Source organism: Hathewaya histolytica, assembly GCF_901482605.1.
GTDB lineage: Bacteria > Bacillota > Clostridia > Clostridiales > Clostridiaceae > Hathewaya > Hathewaya histolytica.
Map to the genome: position 1 here is coordinate 781,237 of NZ_LR590481.1, position 22,140 is coordinate 803,376.

The following is a 22,140-nucleotide window of genomic DNA, read 5'->3' on the forward strand; positions in this document are numbered from 1 at the left end:
TGAAATGGAAGTTATCATTTAATAAGGGATAGGGAAGTGATAAATTATGAACAAGACTATAGGAATATTGGCACATGTTGATGCTGGCAAGACTACATTTTCGGAACAACTATTATATCATACAAAAAGTATTAAAAATATAGGAAGAGTTGATCATCAGAATTCTTTTTTAGATAGTCATGATATAGAAAAGAAAAGGGGTATTACTGTATTTTCAGATCAGGGGGTTTTTAACTATAATAAGTCTACTTATTATTTAATAGATACTCCTGGACATATAGATTTTTCCACGGAGATGGAGAGAGCAATTCAAGTAATGGATTATGCAATTATTATAATAAATGGAGTTGAAGGGATTCAGGGTCATACTGAAACAGTATGGAATATTCTTAGAAAACATAGAATACCCACGTTTTTCTTTATTAATAAAATAGATAGAGTTAATGCAGAAGTTGAAGCAGTAGTAGAAGAAATTAGATGTAATTTAACTACGGATATTTGTTTTATTACGGAATCTCTTAATGGAGATGAGCTAAATGATGAACTTATAGAGTTTATAGCTGAACGTAATGATATTCTTTTTGAAAAATACATAGATGGAGCATATGAAAAAGACTTATGGCTAGGTTTTATGAAAAATATGGTTAAGGAAAATAAAGTTTTCCCATGCCTTAGTGGTTCAGCACTTCAAGATATTGGTATAGAAGAATTCTTAGAAAAAATGGATATGTTAACTTTTACTGAGTATTGTAATGAGGAAGATTTTAGTGCAAGGGTATATAAAATACGTCATGATGGCCAGGGAAATAAATTAACTTATATAAAAGCACTTAGTGGTACTTTAAAAGTTAAAGAAGAAGTTCATATAGGAAGTAATGCAAGTAATTGTTATGAGAAAATAAATCAAATAAGAATATATAATGGAAATAAGTTCAAAACTGTGGACAAGGTTTCTTCTGGAGAAATTTTTGCAGTAACAGGGTTAAAAAGTGTGAAGGTAGGAGATGGAATAGGAACCTTAATGGAAAAATTTAATTATGAAATGATTCCAACACTAAAATCAAAGGTTATATTTGATAAAACTTTAAATTCAAAAGAAGTCTTAAATTATTTTAAGATTTTAGAGGAAGAAGATCCTGCTCTAAATATTATTTGGAATGAAAAGTTGCAGGAGATACAAGTGCACATTATGGGAGTTATTCAATTAGAAGTTTTAAAACAGTTAATGGAAGATAGATTTAACTTAATTGTGGAATTTGGACCTTGTGAAATACTTTATAAGGAAACTATCTGTGGAGAAGTAAAAGGATATGGACATTTTGAACCACTAAAACATTATGCAGAAGTTCACTTAAAAATAGAGCAGGGAGAAAAAAATAGTGGAATTGTATTCGAGAATTTATGTCATAATGATGACTTGCCACCAGGTAACCAAAATTTAGTTAAGACTCATATTTATGAAAGGGATCATCATGGTATATTAACAGGTTCTCCTATAACTGACTTAAAAATCACCTTACTTACAGGTAGATCACACAATAAGCATACTAGCGGAGGGGATTTTAGAGAGGCGACTTTTAGAGCTTTAAGACAAGGTTTAGAGAAAGCTCAAAATGTATTATTAGAACCATATTATCGTTTTAAAATGGAAGTAGAACTAGATTATATGGGAAGAATTTTATCTGATATACAAAAATTAAATGGATCCTTTGAAACTCCAGAGACCATTTATAACAAGGTTGTTATAAGGGGACGAGGACCTGTTGCTACTTTTATGGACTATAGTATGGAGTTTATCTCATTTACAAAGGGTAAGGGAAAAATTAATTTTATTTTTTATGGATATGATAGCTGTCATAATCAAGAAGAGGTTATAGAGAAAATTGGATATGATAAGAATGCAGATATTGAGTATACATCTACATCAGTTTTCTGTTCAAAAGGGCAAGGTTTTTTAGTAAGTTGGGATGAAGCAGAATCTTATATGCATTGCATAAATTAATTTATATTCCTAGGATTTCGTATATATTGATATTGGAATAATGGTATTTAAATTAACTAGAATGAAGATTTATTAAATTAGGGGGATAACTATTAAATGGATATATTAAAACAAAATAGTACTTGCAAATTTAAAAAAGATAATAATATTCACACTGAGGAAATATCAGTGGAGGGTGCACCTATGGACTTGCTTTTATTAGCTGATCCATCAGAGGATGCTATAAATAAATATATTAGGGATTGCAAAATATTAGTAGCTAAACTTAAAAGTAAGGTAATTGGAGTTATTGCATTTGTAGAAAAAAGTTCTAATACATATGAAATAATGAATTTAGCTGTAGATGAGGGTTATAGAGGAAGAGGCATAGGAAAAAAACTTATATATAGTGCTGAGGATAAAATAAAAAAGTTGGGTGGAGAGAAAATACTTATTGGAACAGGAAACTCTTCCATAGACCAGTTACTTTTTTATCAAAAGGTTGGATTTAGGATGGTAGAGATACATAAAGATTTTTTTGTAGACAATTATATAGAAGAGATTTATGAAAATGGAATAAGGTGTATGGATATGGTAAGGCTAGAGAAGAGAATTTAAGTAGGAGGAACTGAGGAGATATGGATAAAATATATGAATAAAAAAGAGTAATGTCTTAAGACTAAGGAGAAAGCTTTCCAATAATTCAAGGGTAGTTTATAAGTATATTATGCATGAAAATGGGTAAAATCATTAAATGATGTTCATATATTATGGAAAATATTCATGATGTAAAAGACATTAATAATGATAGTACTGGAGCGATAAGTTTATGAAAGAATTATTACATTTAGGAATTGACGTAGGATCAACTACTATTAAGCTTGTATTATTAGATACGAAGGATAATATTATTTATAGTAAATATGTAAGACACTACTCTAATATAAAAGAAACTACAGCTTCACTGATAAAAGAAGCTTTTAATAAATATAAAGATTATAATATCACAGCAATGATGACAGGGTCTAGTGGATTATCACTTTCAAAGTTTTTAGGATTATCTTTTATTCAAGAGGTTATTGCCTGCACAAAAGCAATTGAAGTTTTCATAGATAATGCTGATGTAGCCATAGAATTAGGTGGAGAAGATGCAAAAATAACATACTTTGAGGGTAGTTTAGAGCAACGTATGAATGGAGCGTGTGCTGGTGGTACAGGAGCTTTTATAGATCAGATGGCTACATTGCTTGAAACTGATGCCCAGGGTTTAAATGAGTTAGCTAAAGATCATAAGATTATCTATCCAATTGCTGCAAGATGCGGAGTTTTTGCAAAAACTGATATACAATCTCTTATAAATGAAGGAGCTACTAAGGAAGATATAGCTGCATCTATATTCCAGGCTGTTGTAAATCAAACTATAAGTGGCCTTGCTTGTGGAAAGCCAATAAAAGGCAATGTGGCATTTTTAGGAGGACCCTTGTATTTTTTATCGGAGCTTAGAAAAAGATTTATCGAGACTTTAAAATTAAAAGAGGAAGAAATATTATTTCCACAAAACTCACAATTATTTGTAGCTATTGGTACAGCTATTGAATCCAAAAAAGAGAAAGTTATAACCTTTGAACAATTATTAAAATCTGTTGAAAGCTTAGATAATAATAATGTATCCACTTCACATACATTAGAACCCTTATTTAATAATGAAGAAGAATTACAAAACTTTAGAAAAAGACATTATAGCTGTAAGGCTAAAAGAAGAGATATAACTACATATGAAGGTGAAGCTTTTTTAGGGATTGATGCTGGATCTACAACTACTAAAGCTATATTAATAGATAATGAAGGTGCCATATTACATTCCTTTTATGATGGTAATAAGGGGAGTCCTTTAGAAAGTACTATAAATATATTAAAAGATATATATAGTAAAATCCATGAAAAAATAAAAATTGTTAAATCAACTGTTACTGGCTATGGAGAAGCTCTTATAAAGTCAGCTTTAAATATTGATATTGGAGAAGTTGAAACAATTGCACATTACAGAGCAGCAAAGCATTTTTTAAAAGATGTAGACTTTATTCTTGATATAGGTGGTCAAGATATGAAGTGCATTAGAATAAGAGATGGAGTAATAAATTCTATTCAATTAAATGAGGCTTGTTCATCAGGGTGTGGCTCTTTTCTTGATATGTTCGCACAATCTTTAAATATGAGTATTGAAGAGTTTTCAAAGCAAGGTCTATTATCAAAAAGTCCGGTGGATTTAGGTTCAAGATGTACTGTATTTATGAATTCTAAAGTTAAGCAGGTTCAAAAGGAAGGTGCTGATATTGGAGCTATATCTTCTGGATTATCTTATTCTGTGATTAAGAATGCACTTTATAAAGTTATTAAAATAAAAAAACCAGAGGATCTTGGAGAAAAAATTATAGTTCAAGGAGGAACTTTTTATAATGAAGCTGTTTTAAGAGCATTTGAAAAAGTTACTGGTAAAGAAGTTATAAGACCTGATATAGCAGGTCTTATGGGAGCATTTGGTGCTGCTCTTATTGCAAAAGATAACTATAATAAAAATGAAATTTCTAATATTTTAGAGAGAGATAATCTTGAAAAATTCAAAGTGACAAATGAATTTGAGAATTGTGGATTATGTAGTAATAATTGTTTACTTACTGTAAGTAAGTTTTCAGATGGTAGAAAGTTTATTTCTGGTAATAGATGCGAAAGATGTACAGGAGTTGCTAAGAGTAGAAAGAAAGCAGCAAACTTATTTGATTATAAATATAAAAGAATTTTTGGATATAAACCTCTTAGCATAGAAGAAGCAACAAGAGGAGAAGTAGGAATACCAAGAGTTTTAAATATGTATGAAAACTATCCATTTTGGTACACCTTCTTTACTGAACTACGTTTTAGGGTAGTATTATCTCCAAATTCTACAAAGAAAATTTATAATGAAGGCATTGATACCATACCTTCAGAGTCTCTTTGTTATCCTGCAAAAATTGCTCATGGTCATATACAAAGTCTTATAAAAAAGGGGTTAAAGTTTATATTTTATCCTTGTATTCCTTATGAAAAATTAGAAGATGAAACTGCAGATAATCATTATAATTGTGCTATAGTAATTTCTTATCCAGAGGTTATTAAGAATAATGTAGGATTTTTGAGAAGTGGAGATATTATATATAAAAATCCATTTTTAAATTTTAATGATAAAAAGTCTATGAAGAAAAATTTATATAATGAATTAAAAGAGTTTCATATAAGTCAAAGAGAAATTAATATTGCAATAGATAAAGCCTATGAGGAAATTGCAAAGGTTAAAGAGAACATAAAAAACAAAGCATTAGAAATTCTAAAGGATTTAGATGAAACTAACGAAAAAGGTATTGTGCTAAGTGGTAGACCTTATCATTTAGATTTAGAAATAAATCATGGTATAGCAGATATGATATCACAAGAAGGATTGGCAGTGTTTACAGAGGATTCCGTATCCGATTTAGTCAAAATTCCAAGGCCTTTAAGAGTTCTAGATCAATGGACTTACCATTCAAGGGCATATAGGGCAGCCCAATTTGTAGGGACTAGGGAAAATTTAGAGTTAATTCAATTAAACTCTTTTGGATGTGGATTAGATGCAGTTGCTACAGATCAAGTACAAGAAATACTAGAAAGCTTTGGCAAAATATACACACTTCTAAAAATAGATGAAGTTAATAATTTAGGAGCAGCTAGAATTAGAATACGCTCTCTCAAGGCTGCTATGGATAATAGAAATAAATTAAAAATTTTTAAGTTTAAAACTATGAAGCCATATGACAAAACTATATTTACTAAGGAAATGAAAGAAAATCATACAATACTTGTGCCACAATTTTCTCCAATACACTTTGAGTTATTGGAAGTTGTTTTCAAAAGTTCTGGATACAATCTAAAGGTATTACCAATAGTTAATAAGCATACTATAGATGAAGGTTTAAAATATGTAAATAATGATGCTTGTTATCCTGCCATTGTAGTAATAGGTCAAATTATAAGTGCACTTAAGTCTGGAGAATATGATTTAAACAATACTTCTTTAGTAATTTCTCAAACAGGAGGTACTTGTAGAGCATCTAACTATATAGCTCTTATAAGAAAAGCTTTACGGGATTCAGGCTATGGAAAGGTACCAGTTATATCTTTAAGCGCTCAAGGCATAGAAAAGAATCCAGGATTTAAAGTAACTTTACCAATGATTAATAAAGCCTTGATGGCTTTAACTTATGGTGATCTACTTATGAAAATGACAAATAGAGTAAGACCTTATGAGAAGATGAAAAATTCAACAGACTTACTTCATTTAAAATGGCTAAAAATATGTAAAGACAATATAATTAATGGGAGCTTTAAAGAGTTTAAAAATATTACAAATCAAATGGTAAATGAATTTGATAATTTGGAAATTAAAAATATAATCAAGCCAAAAGTAGCAGTAGTTGGGGAGATTTTTTTTAAGTATCATAGCTTAGCAAATAATAATATTATAGAAATACTGGAGAGTGAAGGTGCAGAGGTAATAATACCTGATTTAATGTATTTTCTATTATATTGTGCTTATAATCAGAAGTTTAAATATCATAGGCTAGGTGGAGAGTTAAAAAATTTCTTAGGTGGTAAGATAGTTATAAGATATATAGAGTTTTATATAAGTGAAATGAAGAAAGCACTTAGTAATAGTAAAAGATTTATACCACCGGAAACAATTGAAACATTGGCAAAAAGAACAGATGATATCTTATCTCTTGGCAACCAAGCTGGAGAAGGATGGTTATTAACAGCAGAAATAATTAAATTATTAGAAAATGGAATAAGTAATATGATATGTATACAACCATTTGCCTGTTTACCAAATCATGTAATAGGAAAAGGTATGATAAGAGAGATTAAGAGAAGATACCCCTATCTAAATATTACTCCAATAGATTATGATCCTGGTGCTAGTGAAGTAAATCAATTAAATAGAATGAAACTTATGCTTTCAACTGCAACTAAAAATTTAGAAAAAAGTAAAATAGACATAAAAAATTAATATGTTATTAAGTAAATTAATTTTAATGCATAGTAATTCCAACATATTATAATATATAAACTTGTTAAACTAAGACTAAATTAGAAAACCTTTTAAACACAAGGGGTCAACTGATTTAGTCTATTTTTATGTGCAAATTTTAAGTGTTGTATAAATAAATATAATCTTCTGCTGGGAGTGGATTAACTAATACATTTTCTCTTGTAGTTTCTTTAGGTGTTTTAATATGTATGATATTATATAGTATATGGATAAAGAATAAAAAGATGGATTTAGAAAGAAAATAATTATTTAAAAGTTTCTATTTCCGTATTTTATATATCTATAATATTTTACTTTCTATTAAAATTATGTGATAATATAAAAATGAAAATATTTTATTATAAATATTTTAACGTAGTAATATTAAGGTTCATCAATTATAGTTTTAGATAGTGAGGCGTAAAAATGAAAATAGGATTCGATCATAAAAAGTATTTAGAAGAGCAATCAAAATACATTTTAGAAAGGGTTAATAATTACGACAAATTGTATTTAGAATTTGGTGGAAAACTTTTGTTTGATTTGCATGCAAAGAGGGTTTTACCTGGATTTGATGAAAATGCAAAAATAAAGCTTCTACACAAACTAAAAGAAAAAGTAGAAATAGTTATTTGCGTATATGCAGGAGACATTGAAAGAAACAAAATACGAGGTGATTTTGGTATCACCTATGATATGGATGTTTTAAGATTAATCGATGACTTAAGAGCTTATGAGCTTGATGTAAACAGTGTTGTAATTACTAGATATGATAACCAACCAGCAACAACTGTTTTTATAAATAAACTTGAGCGTAGGGGTATAAAAGTATATAGACATAGTGCTACTAAAGGATACCCTACAGATGTAGATACCATTGTAAGCGATGAAGGTTATGGTAAAAATCCATATATAGAAACAACAAAACCCATTGTTGTTGTAACAGCACCAGGTCCAGGAAGTGGAAAGCTTGCAACTTGTCTTAGCCAACTTTATCATGAACATAAAAGAGGAAGAGTTGCAGGATACTCAAAATTTGAAACTTTTCCTGTATGGAATGTCCCACTAAAACACCCTTTAAACATAGCTTATGAGGCTGCAACAGCAGATCTTAAGGATGTTAACATGATAGACTCATTTCACGTAGATGCGTATAATAAAATATCTGTAAACTATAATCGTGATATAGAAATGTTCCCTGTACTTAAGAGAATCATAGAAAAGATAACTGGAGAAGAATCTATATACAAATCTCCGACAGATATGGGAGTTAATAGAGTAGGCTTCGGTATAACTGATGATGAGGTTGTAAAAGAGGCTTCTAAACAAGAAGTAATAAGAAGATATTTCAAAACAAGTTGTGAATATAAAAAAGGTTATGTTGATAAAGAAACATTTAATAGAATAAAACTTATTATGGAAGAACTAAATTTAAGTGAAGAAGATAGAAAAGTTGTTGCGCCTGCAAGAGAGCGTTCAGCAAAATTAAAGCAAATATCTAATAAAAATGAACCGTGTCCAACTGTGGCTATAGAACTAGAAGATGGTACTATAATTACTGGAAAAAGTTCAGCTGTAATGGAGTCAACATCAGCTTTAATTTTAAATACTGTAAAACATTTAGCTAATATATCTGATGAAATTCATCTTATTTCACCATTGATACTTGAACCTATTATAAACTTAAAAGCTAAAACTTTAGGTGGCAAGAATACAGCTTTAGATTGTGAAGATGTATTGATTGCATTAAGTATATGTGCAGCTACAAACCCAATGGCACAAGTTGCTATGGAAAAACTACCAATGCTTAAAGGCTGTCAAGCGCACTCAACTACAATTTTGGGTAGAAGTGATGAACAGACTTTCAGAAAACTTGGCATAGATATAACATGTGATCCTGAATATCCAACAGAAAGTCTTTATTATAATAACTAGAAACTTTATGTTAATAGAAATACATGTGATATACTAAGGTTTTTCAAATCTTTAAAAAAGTATATGAAATATTAAGAATATAGGAATATATACACCTTCAATATTTATTAAATGGATATTGAAGGTGTTTTTATTTTATATCATGAAATCATTGTATAATATTCTACTATTTAATTATAGGTAGTTAAATCTATATAAAAAAATTCAATAGTATAAATTAAATAAATTATCAAAATTATGAAAAAAGGGTATTGTGAAATTATTAAAATTTGGTATAATTGCAATTGGGTTGTTAAAAATAAGAAAAAATTAAAAGGGGGAGTAATAAATGTCAGCAATAAGAGAATGTATTGATGACGTAAAAACGGCACCCAGGAATGTAAAACTCATGGTGCTTGCTTTTATACTAGTAGCATTACAATATCAACCATATTGGACTGCATACATGATAGTAATTGAAAATAATTTTGGAACAGTCCAACTAGGAAACCTTAACTCTTTCAACAGTATTATGCTTGCCTTATTTGCAATACCTGTAGGATTAATTGCTAATAAAGTTGGATTTAAGAGAATGCTAATATATGGATTCTTAATGAATACTATAGGAATGGCACTAGTAGTAATTACTAAGAACATATATGTAGCTTACATATGTGTAGCTCTTCAAGGGCCAGGATCAGCAGCTTGGGATTTCTTGCCAGTTATATTTATTAATGATAATACCACTGCAAAACAAAGAACTTCTGTATATTCATTAATGTTTGCATTTAATAATTTAGTACCAGCTATTGTAGCCCTAGGATCCGGAAGTATAACTGTGTACATAACAAAATTATTTGGTGTTAGTGAAGTATCAGGATATGCATACTTCTTCGTTGGAGCTATGATAGCTTCCTGTATATCATTAGTGCCTATACTTCTTATGAAAAACGTTACACTTAGATTACCTGAGAAGAAAGAAAAAAGATCTTTCATTAAGGACTTTAAGGAAGTTGCAAATAAAGACGTAATTTGTTACTTATGCCATATTGGACTTATAGGATTAGGTTTAGGATTATTTACTCCATATTTTTCAAACTTCTTTAAAAGTTCATTAAAACTTAGTCCAGTTACTATAGGAAGTATTACATCACTTAACTACTTTGCTATGTTTATTGGTATGGCTCTATGTCCAATTATTGAAAAAAAGTTTGGAAGAATTGGTGGTATAGTATATCCATGTTTAGCATCTGTACCATTTATGATATTAATGGCTACATGTGACTCTTTTGGTGGGGCTATGATGCCAATACTAGTTGTATCATATTTCTTTAGATGTGGACTTGTAAACTCTAATAGACCACTTACTGATTCTCAAATTTATGAACTTGTTCCAAAAGAAAAGAAAGCCACTGTTGGTGGTATTCAATCTACTTTTAGGTCAGGATTAATAGCTGTATCAGGAGTAATTGCAGGAAGGGTAATGTCTATAAAGGCGTTTACTGTTGCTGGAATAAATTTAGATGGATACAGAATAGGTTATTTTATAGCTGCAATACTTTACACACTTGCATGTGTAATATTATTTAAAGGATTATATAAAAAATATAACCGTCCTCAAGAGAAAGAGGTTGAAGCTGAAACAGCTAACGCAACGGTATAATTTTATTAATTTAATAATATAAATTATTTTATGTAAAAAGTGTCTTAAAGAGATATTTAAAATTTCTTTTGACACTTTTTTTATTTTTAGAATATATTACATAAATTCATTTATATGTTATTTTCAATTTAACAATATCAAAAGTACAATAAATTCAACAATGAAATAAAAGGAAACCTTCTGAAACTTTACGAATAATTTGGAGGATATTAATATAAAACTTTCATATATGACTTAGAGTAATATTAGGATATAAAGCCTTTATACATATGAAATCTCTAATTGTTAAAGAATTATCAATGCTTTAGAGGTATAACGATAGTAAGGTTATTAATTTTATGTAGAATGAAGATTTTTTTATTATGAATGTTTAATAAAAAGTAAATTGAAATTAACAAATATTCTAAAAAGTGATATAATAAAAAAGATTATAAATGGACTACGAGGTATGGATAGAAAAAATCGATTATGGAAAAATTATTTTTAGGGAATTTATATGTGTACTAATCTCTTATGTTAATTTTATATTCATGCTGAAGAAAGAGGGGATGAAAGTTGTGTACAAGTTGTACAAGCTGTGTTAAATTTAAGGATTTAGAGGAATTTATTAAAAAACAAGATAATAAGGAAGCTGCTTTAATTGCTGTTTTGCACAAGGCTCAAGAACTTTATGGCTATTTAAGTGAAGAGGTACAAGATTTTGTTGCAAGAAAGCTAGAAGTGCCTAAGTCTAAAGTTTATGGGGTTGTAAGTTTCTATTCTTATTTTACTACAGAACCGAAGGGTAAATATGTAATTAGCGTATGTACAGGAACTGCATGTTTTGTTAGAGGTGCAAATGATGTTCTTTCTGAGTTTAAAGAAAAGCTTGGTATAAAAGAAGGAGAGACTACAGAGGATGGTCTTTTTACATTAGATGTATTAAGATGTGTTGGTGCTTGTTCTATAGCCCCAGTTGTACTTGTTAATGATGAGGTTTATGGATATTTTAATAAGTCACAAGTGAAAACAGTTTTAGATGAATTTAAGGAGCGAAAATAAGCTATGAATAGGATTAAAGATTATAATAATTTATTGGAAATAAAAGATGGCTATAAAAATTTAGTTAATTTAAGATATAACGATAAAAGTCCTAAAAATACTAAAGAAATTAAGGAAAGACAAATATTAGTTTGCGGTGGGCCTGGATGTAAATCTGCTAAGTCTTATGAAATTATGGAAGCATTAAACCTTGAACTTAAAAAAAATGGGATTATTGATACCACTAAAGTAGTAATGACTGGGTGCTTTGGATTTTGTTCTGAAGGTCCTGTAATAGAAATAGTACCTGATAATGTTTTTTACGTAAAGGTTTCTAAAGATGATGCGAAGGAAATAGTAGAAAAGCATATATTAAATGGAGAAGTGGTAGAAAGACTATTATACGAGGAACCAGAAACTAAGGAAAGAATAAAAAATAAAAAAGAGATACCTTTTTATAAAAAACAAGTAAAAATTGCTTTAAGAAATTGTGGCGTAATAGATCCAGAAGATTTCCAAGAAGTAATTGCATCAGGTGCATATACAGCACTTGGTAAGGTACTTTCTGAAATGAGCCCTGAAGAAGTGGTAAAAGAAATTACGGAGTCAGGATTAAGAGGAAGAGGAGGCGGAGGATTCCCAACAGGAAGAAAGTGGGCTACTGCGCTTAGAGCTAAGGGCGATATTAAATATGTTATATGTAATGCTGATGAAGGAGATCCAGGTGCTTTTATGGATAGGGCAATTCTTGAAGGAGATCCACACAGTGTGTTAGAAGCTATGGCTATTTGTGGATATGCTACAGGATCTAACCAAGGATATATATACATTAGAGCGGAATATCCTTTAGCTATTAAAAGATTGGAAATAGCTATAAAACATGCTGAAGAGGCAGGACTTTTAGGCAAAAATATACTAGGTACGGATTTTGATTTTACTATAGAAATAAAATATGGGGCAGGGGCTTTTGTTTGCGGAGAAGCTACAGCACTTATCCATTCTATAGAGGGGCAAAGAGGAGAACCTACAATGAAACCACCTCGTACCTCAGAAAAAGGATTATGGAAAAAACCTACTTGTGTAAATAATGTTGAAACATTCGCTAATATTGCTCCTATTATAAATAAAGGGGCCAATTGGTATAGTTCTATAGGATCAGAAAAGTCTAAAGGAACTAAGGTATTTGCCTTAGCTGGAAAAATAAATAATGTAGGTCTTGTAGAAGTACCTATGGGTATACCACTAAAAGATATAGTATATGAAATAGGTGGAGGAATAATAAATAAAAAAGGCCTAAAAGCAGTTCAAACTGGGGGACCTTCTGGAGGATGTATTCCAGAGTCATTAATAGATATTCCTATTGAATATGATACTTTAACCGAAATTGGTTCCATGATGGGTTCTGGAGGAATGATTGTATTAGATGAAGAAAGTTGTATGGTTGATGTTGCAAAATTTTATCTAGAATTTACCGTAGATGAGTCTTGTGGTAAATGTACACCTTGTAGAATAGGGAATAAAAGACTTCTAGAACTTTTAAATAAGATTACAGAGGGTAAGGCATCTTCACAGGATTTAGAGAACATGGAAGAGCTTTGTGGAATTATAAGAGATACATCTCTTTGTGGTTTAGGGGTATCAGCTCCAAATCCAGTACTAAGCACATTACAGTATTTTAAAGATGAGTATGAGGCACATGTTAATGATAAGACATGTCCAGCAGGAGTTTGCAAGAGTCTTTTAACTTATGAGATTACTGATAAATGTATAGGTTGTACAAAATGTGCGAAAGGTTGTCCTGTTAATTGTATAGATGGAAAAATAAAAGAAAAGCATATTATTAATACGGATAAATGTATAAAGTGTGGAGCTTGTTATAGTGCTTGTCCAGTCAAGGCTATAACAATGAAATAGCAGAGGGGGAAGAATAGGATGACTACAGTTAATTTAATTATAAATGGTGAAAATGTAGAGGTAGAAAAGGGAACCTCTGTATTAGATGCGGCTAAGAAAATAAATATTAATATACCTACACTTTGTCATATGTATATGGATAAGGGTAATGTTAGAAATTGCAAGGGTACTTGTAGGGTTTGTGTTGTTGAAGAAGAGGGAAGAGGAAAATTAATTCCTTCTTGCTCAGTAGAAGCTTATGAAGGTATGGTTATTAAAACTCATTCACCAAGGGCTATTAAGGCTAGAAAGACAATAGTGGAATTATTGTTATCAGATCATCCAAAAGACTGTCTTAAATGTGATAGAAATGGAAACTGTGAGCTTCAAAAAATAGCATCAGATTTAGGTATTAGAAAAGAAAGGTTTGATGGTGAATTATCAGAGTATTCTATAGATGATAGTTCTGATGTTATTATAAGGGATATGGATAAATGTATATTATGTAGAAGATGTATTACCATGTGTAGTGAAGTTCAAAATATTAATGTTTTGACACCAGTAGATAGAGGATTTAGCTCAGTTGCATCTACATTTTTTAAGAAGCCTTTAAAAGAAACGGATTGTACTTATTGCGGACAATGTGTTGCAGTATGTCCTACAGGTGCATTAAGTGAAAAGAAAGATTATGATAAGATATGGAAGTTCTTAGATGATAAGAGCAAATATGTTGTAGTTCAAGTTGCTCCTGCTGTAAGGGTAGCATTAGGGGAAGAATTTGGATTTGAACATGGAAGTGCTGTAACTAAAAAGATGGTTGCAGCGCTTAAGAAGTTAGGTTTCAATGCAGTTTTTGATACTAATTTTGGGGCAGATATGACTATCACAGAGGAAGCAAGCGAGTTTATAGAAAGATTTTCAAATAATGAAAATATGCCTCTTTTAACTAGCTGTTGTCCTGCATGGGTTAATTTTGTAGAAAAAGAATATCCAGAAAATATTAGATTCTTATCTAGTTGTAAATCCCCACAACAAATATTTGGGGCTATAGCAAAAACATATTTACCTAAAAAATTAGGATTTAAACCTGAAGATATAGTAGTAGTTTCTATTATGCCTTGTACTGCTAAAAAGTATGAAGCTAAAAGAGAAGAAATGGGAAGGAATGGAGTCCAAGATGTGGATTTAGTAATTACTACAAGAGAATTTGCATCTATGCTTAAGGAAGCTGGTATAAATCTTAATGATATGAAAGATGAAGAGTTTGATAATCCATTAGGAGAATCTACTGGTGCTGGTTCTATATTTGGAACTACTGGCGGTGTTATGGAAGCAGCTCTTAGAACTTCATATGAATGGGTAACAGGAAAGACTTTAGAGAAATTAGACTTTAATGAGGTTAGAGGACTTGAAGGCGTAAAAGAAACTAGTGTGAATTTAGATGGAAAAGAAGTTAAAATTGCAGTAGTTAGCTCTCTTGGAAATGCTAGAAAAATAATGGAAGATATAAAACATGGAAGATCAACATATGATTTTGTTGAAGTTATGGCTTGCCCTAGTGGATGCATCAACGGTGCAGGACAACCCTTTAGTAAATGTAGTACTGAAATAATAAAAAATAGGATGGAATCTATTTATTCTATAGATTCTGGTAAAGAAATTAGAAAAGCTCATGAAAATCCAACAGTAATAAAGATATATGAAGAATTCTTAGAAAAACCTAATAGTCATATGGCTCATGAACTACTTCATACAAGTTATAAGCAAAGGTAAATAAGTAATACCTAATCAAAATAGCATATAAAATAGTAGTACTATTGTTACTTAGTGAAATTTAATGATAAAATGATAAGGGATATGTCAAAATTAACTTTGAGATATCCCTTATGTATTTATTTTTTTCATTTTATTTAGCTTTATCTGCAGATTCTGCCTTATTTGAACCTTCCTCATTTATAGAAGACTTGCCCTTGTTTTCTTTATTAGATTTTTCATCTTTTTTATTTTCAGGTTTATTAGTATTTACATCTTTAGATTTGGAGTCTTTACTATCACTAGAGAAAAGACCACTGAAAAAATCACCTATGGAGTCAAATACATCACTAAAAAATCCTTTGATTTTGCCCCAAAAGCCTTTAGCTTCTTCTCCAGTTATACTATTTTTAAGGTTTTTTGTTACATCGTTTAATTGACCTTTTAGTTTACTAAAGTCTAGGTCTAGACCATTTATTTTATTCATTAAAGCAGTGATTTTTTGTACATCAGAATCATTTAGTTTTGAACCATAGTTATTGGTTACATTTACTACTATCTTCTCTATTTCTTTCTCTGTTTTAGGTTTTTTCTTAATTACATCCTTTTTTACTTCATTTATTAAATTAGCTGCATCTTCTTTTCCTATTTTTTCGCCTACTTTACCTGTAACTACTAATTCTTCATTAGCAACTTTCTTTTTGTTCTCATCAATCTTTTCGCCACCCTTACTGTTCTCGAAACCTTTTAATATTCCAGTTAAGGCAGCAGTACCTGATACTTTAAAGGGAGCAGAGGCTTTAACATTGGCATTTTCTATTCCTGCAGTAATTAAAGCATTTTTTATCATACTTTCAGTAACCCAATAGATATTATTTGTAGATACATTGATTCCACCTTTATCTGTAGGTTCTATAAAAGAACAAGATATAGATTTTGTACCAAGTTGGCTTTTAGAGGCTACATCACCTAAATATTTATACTCTTCCTTTGAAGTAACTTCTAGTATGTTTGCATCATTTTTAGTAACACCAAAATACTTAATCATCTCTTCTTTTTGCTCTTTAGATAGGTCTGAGCCTAGAGTAACAACTTTAAAAGCATCTGCATATGCAGTTTTTATTTGAGTTGTAGTTATAGCTGAAACTGTGATTACCGTAATTAATAATTTACTTATTATCTTTTTAAATTTCATTTTTCAATCTCCTTTACTATTCTAAGGTGTTTAAACGGTAAATGATTCTTTCATAGAATCTAATATATTATACCACATATATACAAATAAAAAGATTTAAATATTATTACAAAACTCTTAAAAATAATTAAGTTTTAAAGTACTATAAATAATAAATTAGAGAACTTTTATAAATTAAAGTCATATATTAATATTGAGTAGTTTTTAATTATGTTTGTAAGATGGTATGGTTAAAACTTAAACAGAGATTAAACATTTATTTACTAATGTTAATATAATATGAGGTGATATATTATGGATAATAAAGTAGATGTATTTGATGATTGTGTAGAAGTTACACTTGAAAAATGTGATGATTTAGGAGAATTTGCAATAGGTAATATTACTGATAAAATTAAGATTTGTAAAGATATAGATGTAAGAGAAATAAGAGCAAACCTTAATGTTAAAAGAATGAGAACAGTTAGGGTATGGGGGCAAATTAAAGATTGTAATGGGGATCCTATAAAACATGCCTTAGTTAAACTAATAAAAGAAGTTAGATGTAAGGATGGCAGAAAAGAATTTAAAGGTATAGCTCATGGAGTAACTGACTGTATGGGTATATACCAATTTGATATTGCTATTCCTACAGGATCCGAAACAGAAGTTTACAGAGTAGCTGCTAGTAAGCAAGCTTTAGGGGAAGAAGGATATATGACTCGTACAGCATGTAACCCATGTAAGGATAAGTTTGAGTGTGCAAGATAGATAGTCAATAAAAATATATTTTATATTAAATAGAGTAGAAGGTAATTAATATAAAATAATAATTAGTATATAATTAAAAGTATATAAAGAATAAGAGTAAGGTAAATTATATAATATACCTTACTCTATTTTTTCATATTTACTTATATGTAAATAATATATTATTAATAATAAAGTTCAATAATAGATTTAAATAGGTCACCATCAAAATCAATATACATAATACCATTATGAAGTTCTACTATACTTTTAGCTATAGAAAGTCCTAAACCACTTCCATCAATTTCAGAATTTCTAGATTTATCACCTCTAGTAAAGCGTTCAAATATTTCCGCTTTATCAAAATCTAGTGGAGCTAATGAGACATTTTTAAAGGTGATTTTAATTCCTTTTGGAATATTTTCTATTTCAATATATACTCGTGTATTGTCTAGTGAGTATTTTAATGCATTAGTTATTAAGTTTTCAAATACTCTAGATAATTTTTTCCCATCTAGATTCATATAAATATTAGGTGCAAAGTGCTTAAAAATAAAATTTAAATTTTTATTTATATAATTATCTACATCTGAGTACTCGGCAAGTGATTGATTTATAAGTTCTACAACATCTACATTCTCCATATTTAATTCAACTTTACCACTGTTTATTTTAGATATTTCAAATAAGTCTTCTATAAGTGTTTTTAATTTTAAACTTTTTCTATTAAGTATTTCTAAATATTCTTTTATTTCTTCTTCCGTAATATCATCTCTTAATAATATGTCTGTATAATTTATTATAGAAGTTAAAGGCGTTTTTAAATCATGGGATACATTAGCTACTAATTCACTTTTCAATTTTTCATTTTTTATTTGGTCTTCTATAGATACTTTAAAGCCCTTATTTAATTTATTTATGTTATATGCAAGTCTTGAAAGTGAGGTATTACCATCATCTTTAATAGTATGTTCTAGGTCTCCAGAAGTTATTATTTCTGATCCCTTCATTATATCATCAAGATATTTTGAAGACTTTATTATCCACGGAAGCATAATAACTAGATAAAAGATTATCCACAATAATGATATAGTTAAAAATTCAATATTTATTTCAGCTATTGATGAAAATTTTAAAAATAAAAATACTAATGATAATGTATAGAGTATGAAAAATGCTAGTTTAAATAAGGTGGATTTATTTTTAAACCAAGTTTTTATAGATTTTATTGGCTTTGCTATAAAGCTATTTTTTATACTATTTTTAATCCTAGTTAGTCCTAGTAAATATAGAATTAAGGTAATTAAAATAAATAATATAGCACATATTATAAATAAAATTTTATAATTTTGTATATCGCTTTTTAAAGTATTAATATTATTCTTACTATACTTTATATTTTCCTTAGTATTTTCCATGAAGTCACTAATAATGCTAAGTACTAATGGTTCATCCGCTTTGGAATAAGTATAATCTTTAGGAAACCAATAAGCTTCTATAAAGTTATTTGGGTTTCTAACCGTAGTATTACCAGATGTACGATAAACTGGCGCACTTTCAGAGTTGTAAGATAGATTATACCACTTTCCTTTAGTTGAAATATAATTATATAGTTCACCATTATCTTTTGAGAGCTTATCTATATTCTTTTTAAGAAAGTCTATGTTATAATCATCATTGCTTAATATTGTTTTTTTATTTTTATCAATTATAATGAATTTTACTAGCTTACTATAGTTTTTATTGTTAATAGTGTTTAAATTTTGTGATATGACATCTAATTCAGATTGAGAGCCTAAGGATAACATCTCTAAATTTTTGGTGTTTTTATATATATGTATATTTACTTCACTTGCACATTTTGTGAGCCATAGGTTGTAATCCATACGATTAAGCATAAAGTCGGGTTTATTAGGGTTCTTTATATCTTCTAACTGTTTAATTTTCTCTGAGAGTGATTTCTCACTTTCTGATGTTTTTATTTTCAAGTTATATATATTTTCACTAGTAACTAGTAAGATAAAGGATATTATTACTATACTCATAAGCATTAATGGTACATATTTTTCAAAGAACAACAATGATTTTTTATAAGTTAAGTTTTTATTTTTCAATTTTATACCCAACTCCCCATACGACTTTTATGTATCTAGGTTCTTTGGGATTTATTTCTATCTTTTTTCTAAGTCTCCTAATATGTACTGCAACTGTTTTTTCAGTTTTAAAGGCAGGTTCATTCCAAACTCTTTCGTAAATTTCCACAGAGGAGAATACCCTTCCGCGATTTTCAGCCAAAAGTAGCAATATAGAAAACTCAATAGGGGTTAGCTTTACCTCATCACCATCCACTGTAACCACATGGCTAGATTTATTTATAACGAGATTATCTATAATTTTTTCATCTTCAGATGGAGTTATTGAAAAGTTTCCAAGGTCCACATATCTCCTAAGTTGAGATTTAACTCTAGCAACTAACTCTAAAGGATTGAAAGGTTTAGTTACATAATCATCGGCTCCTATACCTAACCCTAAGATTTTATCCGAATCTTCGCTTTTAGCAGATAACATTATAATAGGTATATTTTTCATCTCACGTATTTTCATGCAAGTTCTTATGCCATTTAGTTTTGGCATCATTATGTCAAGTATTATCACATGTATTTCTGTATTTTCTAAAATATCTAAAGCCTCTATACCATCACATACCTTTATTATATTGATGTTCTCTTCACTTCTTAAATATACCTCGATAGCATCTCTAATTTCTTTTTCATCATCAACTATGAGTACGTTATAAGTTTTCATTCTAATCCCCCTGTTTAGTTAGAACCTATTACTTTTTATACATGAAAAAACTAAAAGGTTCCTTTTGATAATTGTTTATATTTTCAGTTTTTTTTATGTTTCTTATATGATATATTTTCCCCCTATAATCCTTTGCTTGGTTATCACAAACATAGGCATAATCATATTTTCCTTCTTCAGCCCATGACATAAAGATATATACGTGGCTTGGAGTACCATTACTATTTAAAGATTCATCTGTAGTGAAACATATATCTCCAGGTTTTAATTTTGTGTAGTTCTTTTCTTTTTTCCAACCCTCTTTTTTCATTATACCTAAAATTTCAACGGTATTACAAATGCTAGGATTAATTTTTTCCCCATTCATTCTTAGAACTTCAGATAGAAAATAAACACAAGTGTTAGCAGAATTATTATTGTTAAGTTGAATAGCTTTTTTATATGCTGTAACTCTATTAGCTTTAATTGCCATAGAATTATATATTTTTTCTCCTAGTTTATAATTATATTTCTTATTTTCACTTTCTATTTTCTTATCAAGATAAAATAAGGGTAAAATGATTATTAGGGTAAATGTTAACAAAGTATATTTCATTCCATTAAACTTTGGTTTTACTCTTTTTTTATTAGATTTACATATAACTAGATTGTTCATGACAGATGCCTCCGTACAATTAAATTATGTTATTATAATAGCTTGTACTTTTATATTAGTTTAAAGATATTAAGAAAGGTATATTATAAAAATTAAGAATTCCGTACAATTTACTAGATCTAAAATTTCTAATAATAACTTATAAATGTTTTAAGGAATAAGCGAATATTATACGCTTATTCCTTAAAGTGATATTTAAGTACTTATATAAATATTAATTTTACTACAATACTAGTTTAATTAGGGTTAAATTGGAGAATGTAATGAGTGGTTGTGAGTGAGGAAGTAGGGGTTCTTACTTTAACTTTATTTATGTCTCTTTTCTGTGTATTAGAATTATTATACAATAAATCTGTCCAAGAATTTTCTCTTGAAAATTCTAATTTACGATAGAATGCTATTAAATTATTGATATCTTTATTTTCTATTTTTATAGAGGAGTTTATTCCATTAAATTTGGATTTATCATGTATGATAGTTGATTTAATAGTGCCATTTATTTCATTAAAATAATCATAATAAGTATTATTAAACGAATAATAAGGATTGCTAGGATGAATACTATTTATTATGTCTAAGGGATTTTTGCTACGCTCTTTATTGTTTAAATAATTAAAAGCTAAATAACTAAATTTTTTTTTAATAAGCTCTAGCTTAAATTTATCTAAATCATAAGCGGTTAAGTTAAAATTTAAATTAGTTATTAGGTTTTTTGTAAATAAATCTATATCTTTTAAATTACAGTTTTTTTCTATAGCTTCAACTAACTTTTTATAACCAAGACCACCATAGGGAGCTGTATCAGTATAAGTTATCATACGATCGATACTTTCATATTGTGATAATTCGTAAAGGATTTCTATAGAATTCATAAAACACATGTCAAGCACCAAAATATCTATAATAGATTTTAATTCTTTACATCCTAAACTAATGGCTTTAATCATTTCTGGTATTCCCATAATATAATTCTTATCTAAGCTTGTATCTGTTAAAGCTCCTACAAAACTAGTACCATGACCAGAGATTATAACCATATAGTGATGAGCAGGGAATTCTTTAATTCCCCACCTTATAAAGTTATACAAAATATTAGGGTCACCCATATTAGCTTTTCCTAAGTTTTCAAGTAGCATAGGTTCTTTTGCATTTAAGTAATACCTTCTTACACCAGAAAATTTGTTTTTATTGTATAGTTTGCTTTCTCCAAGGAGTCCTATTTGCATTACTAAATTAATATCTTCTTTCACTTCTACACTTTTGCAATCATTCATAGATTTAAACATAATATCTTCCATCTCATTGTTACCATCTGTATAAATTAAAATAGTCCATTTTTTAAATTTTTTATTTTTCATATTATCACTATCCCAAGAATATATATTTACTGATATATTATAAATATCTATTTAATAAAAGCCAGGAATATAGGCTG

Annotated in this window: 14 protein-coding genes; 9 read left to right on the forward strand and 5 right to left on the reverse strand. The window is 29.0% G+C overall.

The features are described from left to right. Positions 1-46: 46 nt before the first annotated feature. The 8 genes from FGL08_RS03690 (at position 47) to FGL08_RS03725 (ending at position 15,342) form a co-directional block, all read left to right on the forward strand. The gene (locus FGL08_RS03690) at positions 47-2,002 is read left to right on the forward strand and encodes a GTP-binding protein (RefSeq protein WP_138209489.1); all 1,956 of its coding nucleotides are present in this window, start codon (positions 47-49) and stop codon (positions 2,000-2,002) included. A 96-nt stretch (positions 2,003-2,098) separates the two neighbouring features. Then, positions 2,099-2,599 (forward strand): GNAT family N-acetyltransferase, encoded by a 501-nt coding sequence (locus tag FGL08_RS03695; protein ID WP_138209490.1) that lies wholly within the window; start codon positions 2,099-2,101, stop codon positions 2,597-2,599. A 211-nt stretch (positions 2,600-2,810) separates the two neighbouring features. After that, positions 2,811-7,058: a 2-hydroxyacyl-CoA dehydratase gene (locus FGL08_RS03700; protein ID WP_138209491.1), complete on the forward strand. Its 4,248-nt coding sequence runs from the start codon at positions 2,811-2,813 to the stop codon at positions 7,056-7,058. A 447-nt stretch (positions 7,059-7,505) separates the two neighbouring features. Beyond that, on the forward strand, positions 7,506-9,014 hold the full coding sequence (locus FGL08_RS03705) for a DUF1846 domain-containing protein (RefSeq protein ID WP_138209492.1): 1,509 nt from the start codon (positions 7,506-7,508) through the stop codon (positions 9,012-9,014). A 328-nt stretch (positions 9,015-9,342) separates the two neighbouring features. Next, a complete protein-coding gene (locus tag FGL08_RS03710) occupies positions 9,343-10,656 on the forward strand; it encodes an MFS transporter (protein ID WP_138209493.1) in 1,314 nt (437 codons plus the stop codon). 555 nt (positions 10,657-11,211) lie between these two features. After that, a complete protein-coding gene (gene nuoE / locus FGL08_RS03715) occupies positions 11,212-11,697 on the forward strand; it encodes an NADH-quinone oxidoreductase subunit NuoE (RefSeq protein WP_138209494.1) in 486 nt (161 codons plus the stop codon). Between the two features lie 3 nt (positions 11,698-11,700). Next, the gene (locus FGL08_RS03720) at positions 11,701-13,590 is read left to right on the forward strand and encodes an NADH-ubiquinone oxidoreductase-F iron-sulfur binding region domain-containing protein (protein ID WP_138209495.1); all 1,890 of its coding nucleotides are present in this window, start codon (positions 11,701-11,703) and stop codon (positions 13,588-13,590) included. A gap of 18 nt (positions 13,591-13,608) precedes the next feature. Next, positions 13,609-15,342, forward strand: coding sequence for an NADH-dependent [FeFe] hydrogenase, group A6 (locus tag FGL08_RS03725; protein ID WP_138209496.1), 1,734 nt, complete (start codon positions 13,609-13,611; stop codon positions 15,340-15,342). Between the two features lie 133 nt (positions 15,343-15,475). On the opposite strand, the gene FGL08_RS03730 is transcribed toward FGL08_RS03725, so the two are convergent. Next, positions 15,476-16,516, reverse strand: coding sequence for a DUF1002 domain-containing protein (locus FGL08_RS03730; RefSeq protein ID WP_138209497.1), 1,041 nt, complete (start codon positions 16,514-16,516; stop codon positions 15,476-15,478). A 294-nt stretch (positions 16,517-16,810) separates the two neighbouring features. Here FGL08_RS03730 and FGL08_RS03735 point away from each other — a divergent pair, with 294 nt between their 5' ends. Next, a complete protein-coding gene (locus tag FGL08_RS03735) occupies positions 16,811-17,266 on the forward strand; it encodes a hypothetical protein (protein ID WP_138209498.1) in 456 nt (151 codons plus the stop codon). 164 nt (positions 17,267-17,430) lie between these two features. On the opposite strand, the gene FGL08_RS03740 is transcribed toward FGL08_RS03735, so the two are convergent. From FGL08_RS03740 to FGL08_RS03755, 4 genes are all read right to left on the reverse strand, one after another. Next, complete coding sequence (locus FGL08_RS03740) at positions 17,431-19,359, reverse strand: sensor histidine kinase (RefSeq protein WP_243117932.1); 1,929 nt, start codon at positions 19,357-19,359, stop codon at positions 17,431-17,433. Continuing rightward, positions 19,349-20,050, reverse strand: coding sequence for a response regulator transcription factor (locus FGL08_RS03745; protein WP_138209499.1), 702 nt, complete (start codon positions 20,048-20,050; stop codon positions 19,349-19,351). Before FGL08_RS03745 ends, FGL08_RS03740 begins: the two co-directional genes overlap by 11 nt. Positions 20,051-20,078: 28 nt before the next feature. Next, on the reverse strand, positions 20,079-20,705 hold the full coding sequence (locus FGL08_RS03750; protein ID WP_138209500.1) for a hypothetical protein: 627 nt from the start codon (positions 20,703-20,705) through the stop codon (positions 20,079-20,081). 236 nt (positions 20,706-20,941) lie between these two features. Beyond that, positions 20,942-22,063 (reverse strand): clostripain-related cysteine peptidase, encoded by a 1,122-nt coding sequence (locus FGL08_RS03755; RefSeq protein WP_138209501.1) that lies wholly within the window; start codon positions 22,061-22,063, stop codon positions 20,942-20,944. Positions 22,064-22,140: the final 77 nt, after the last annotated feature.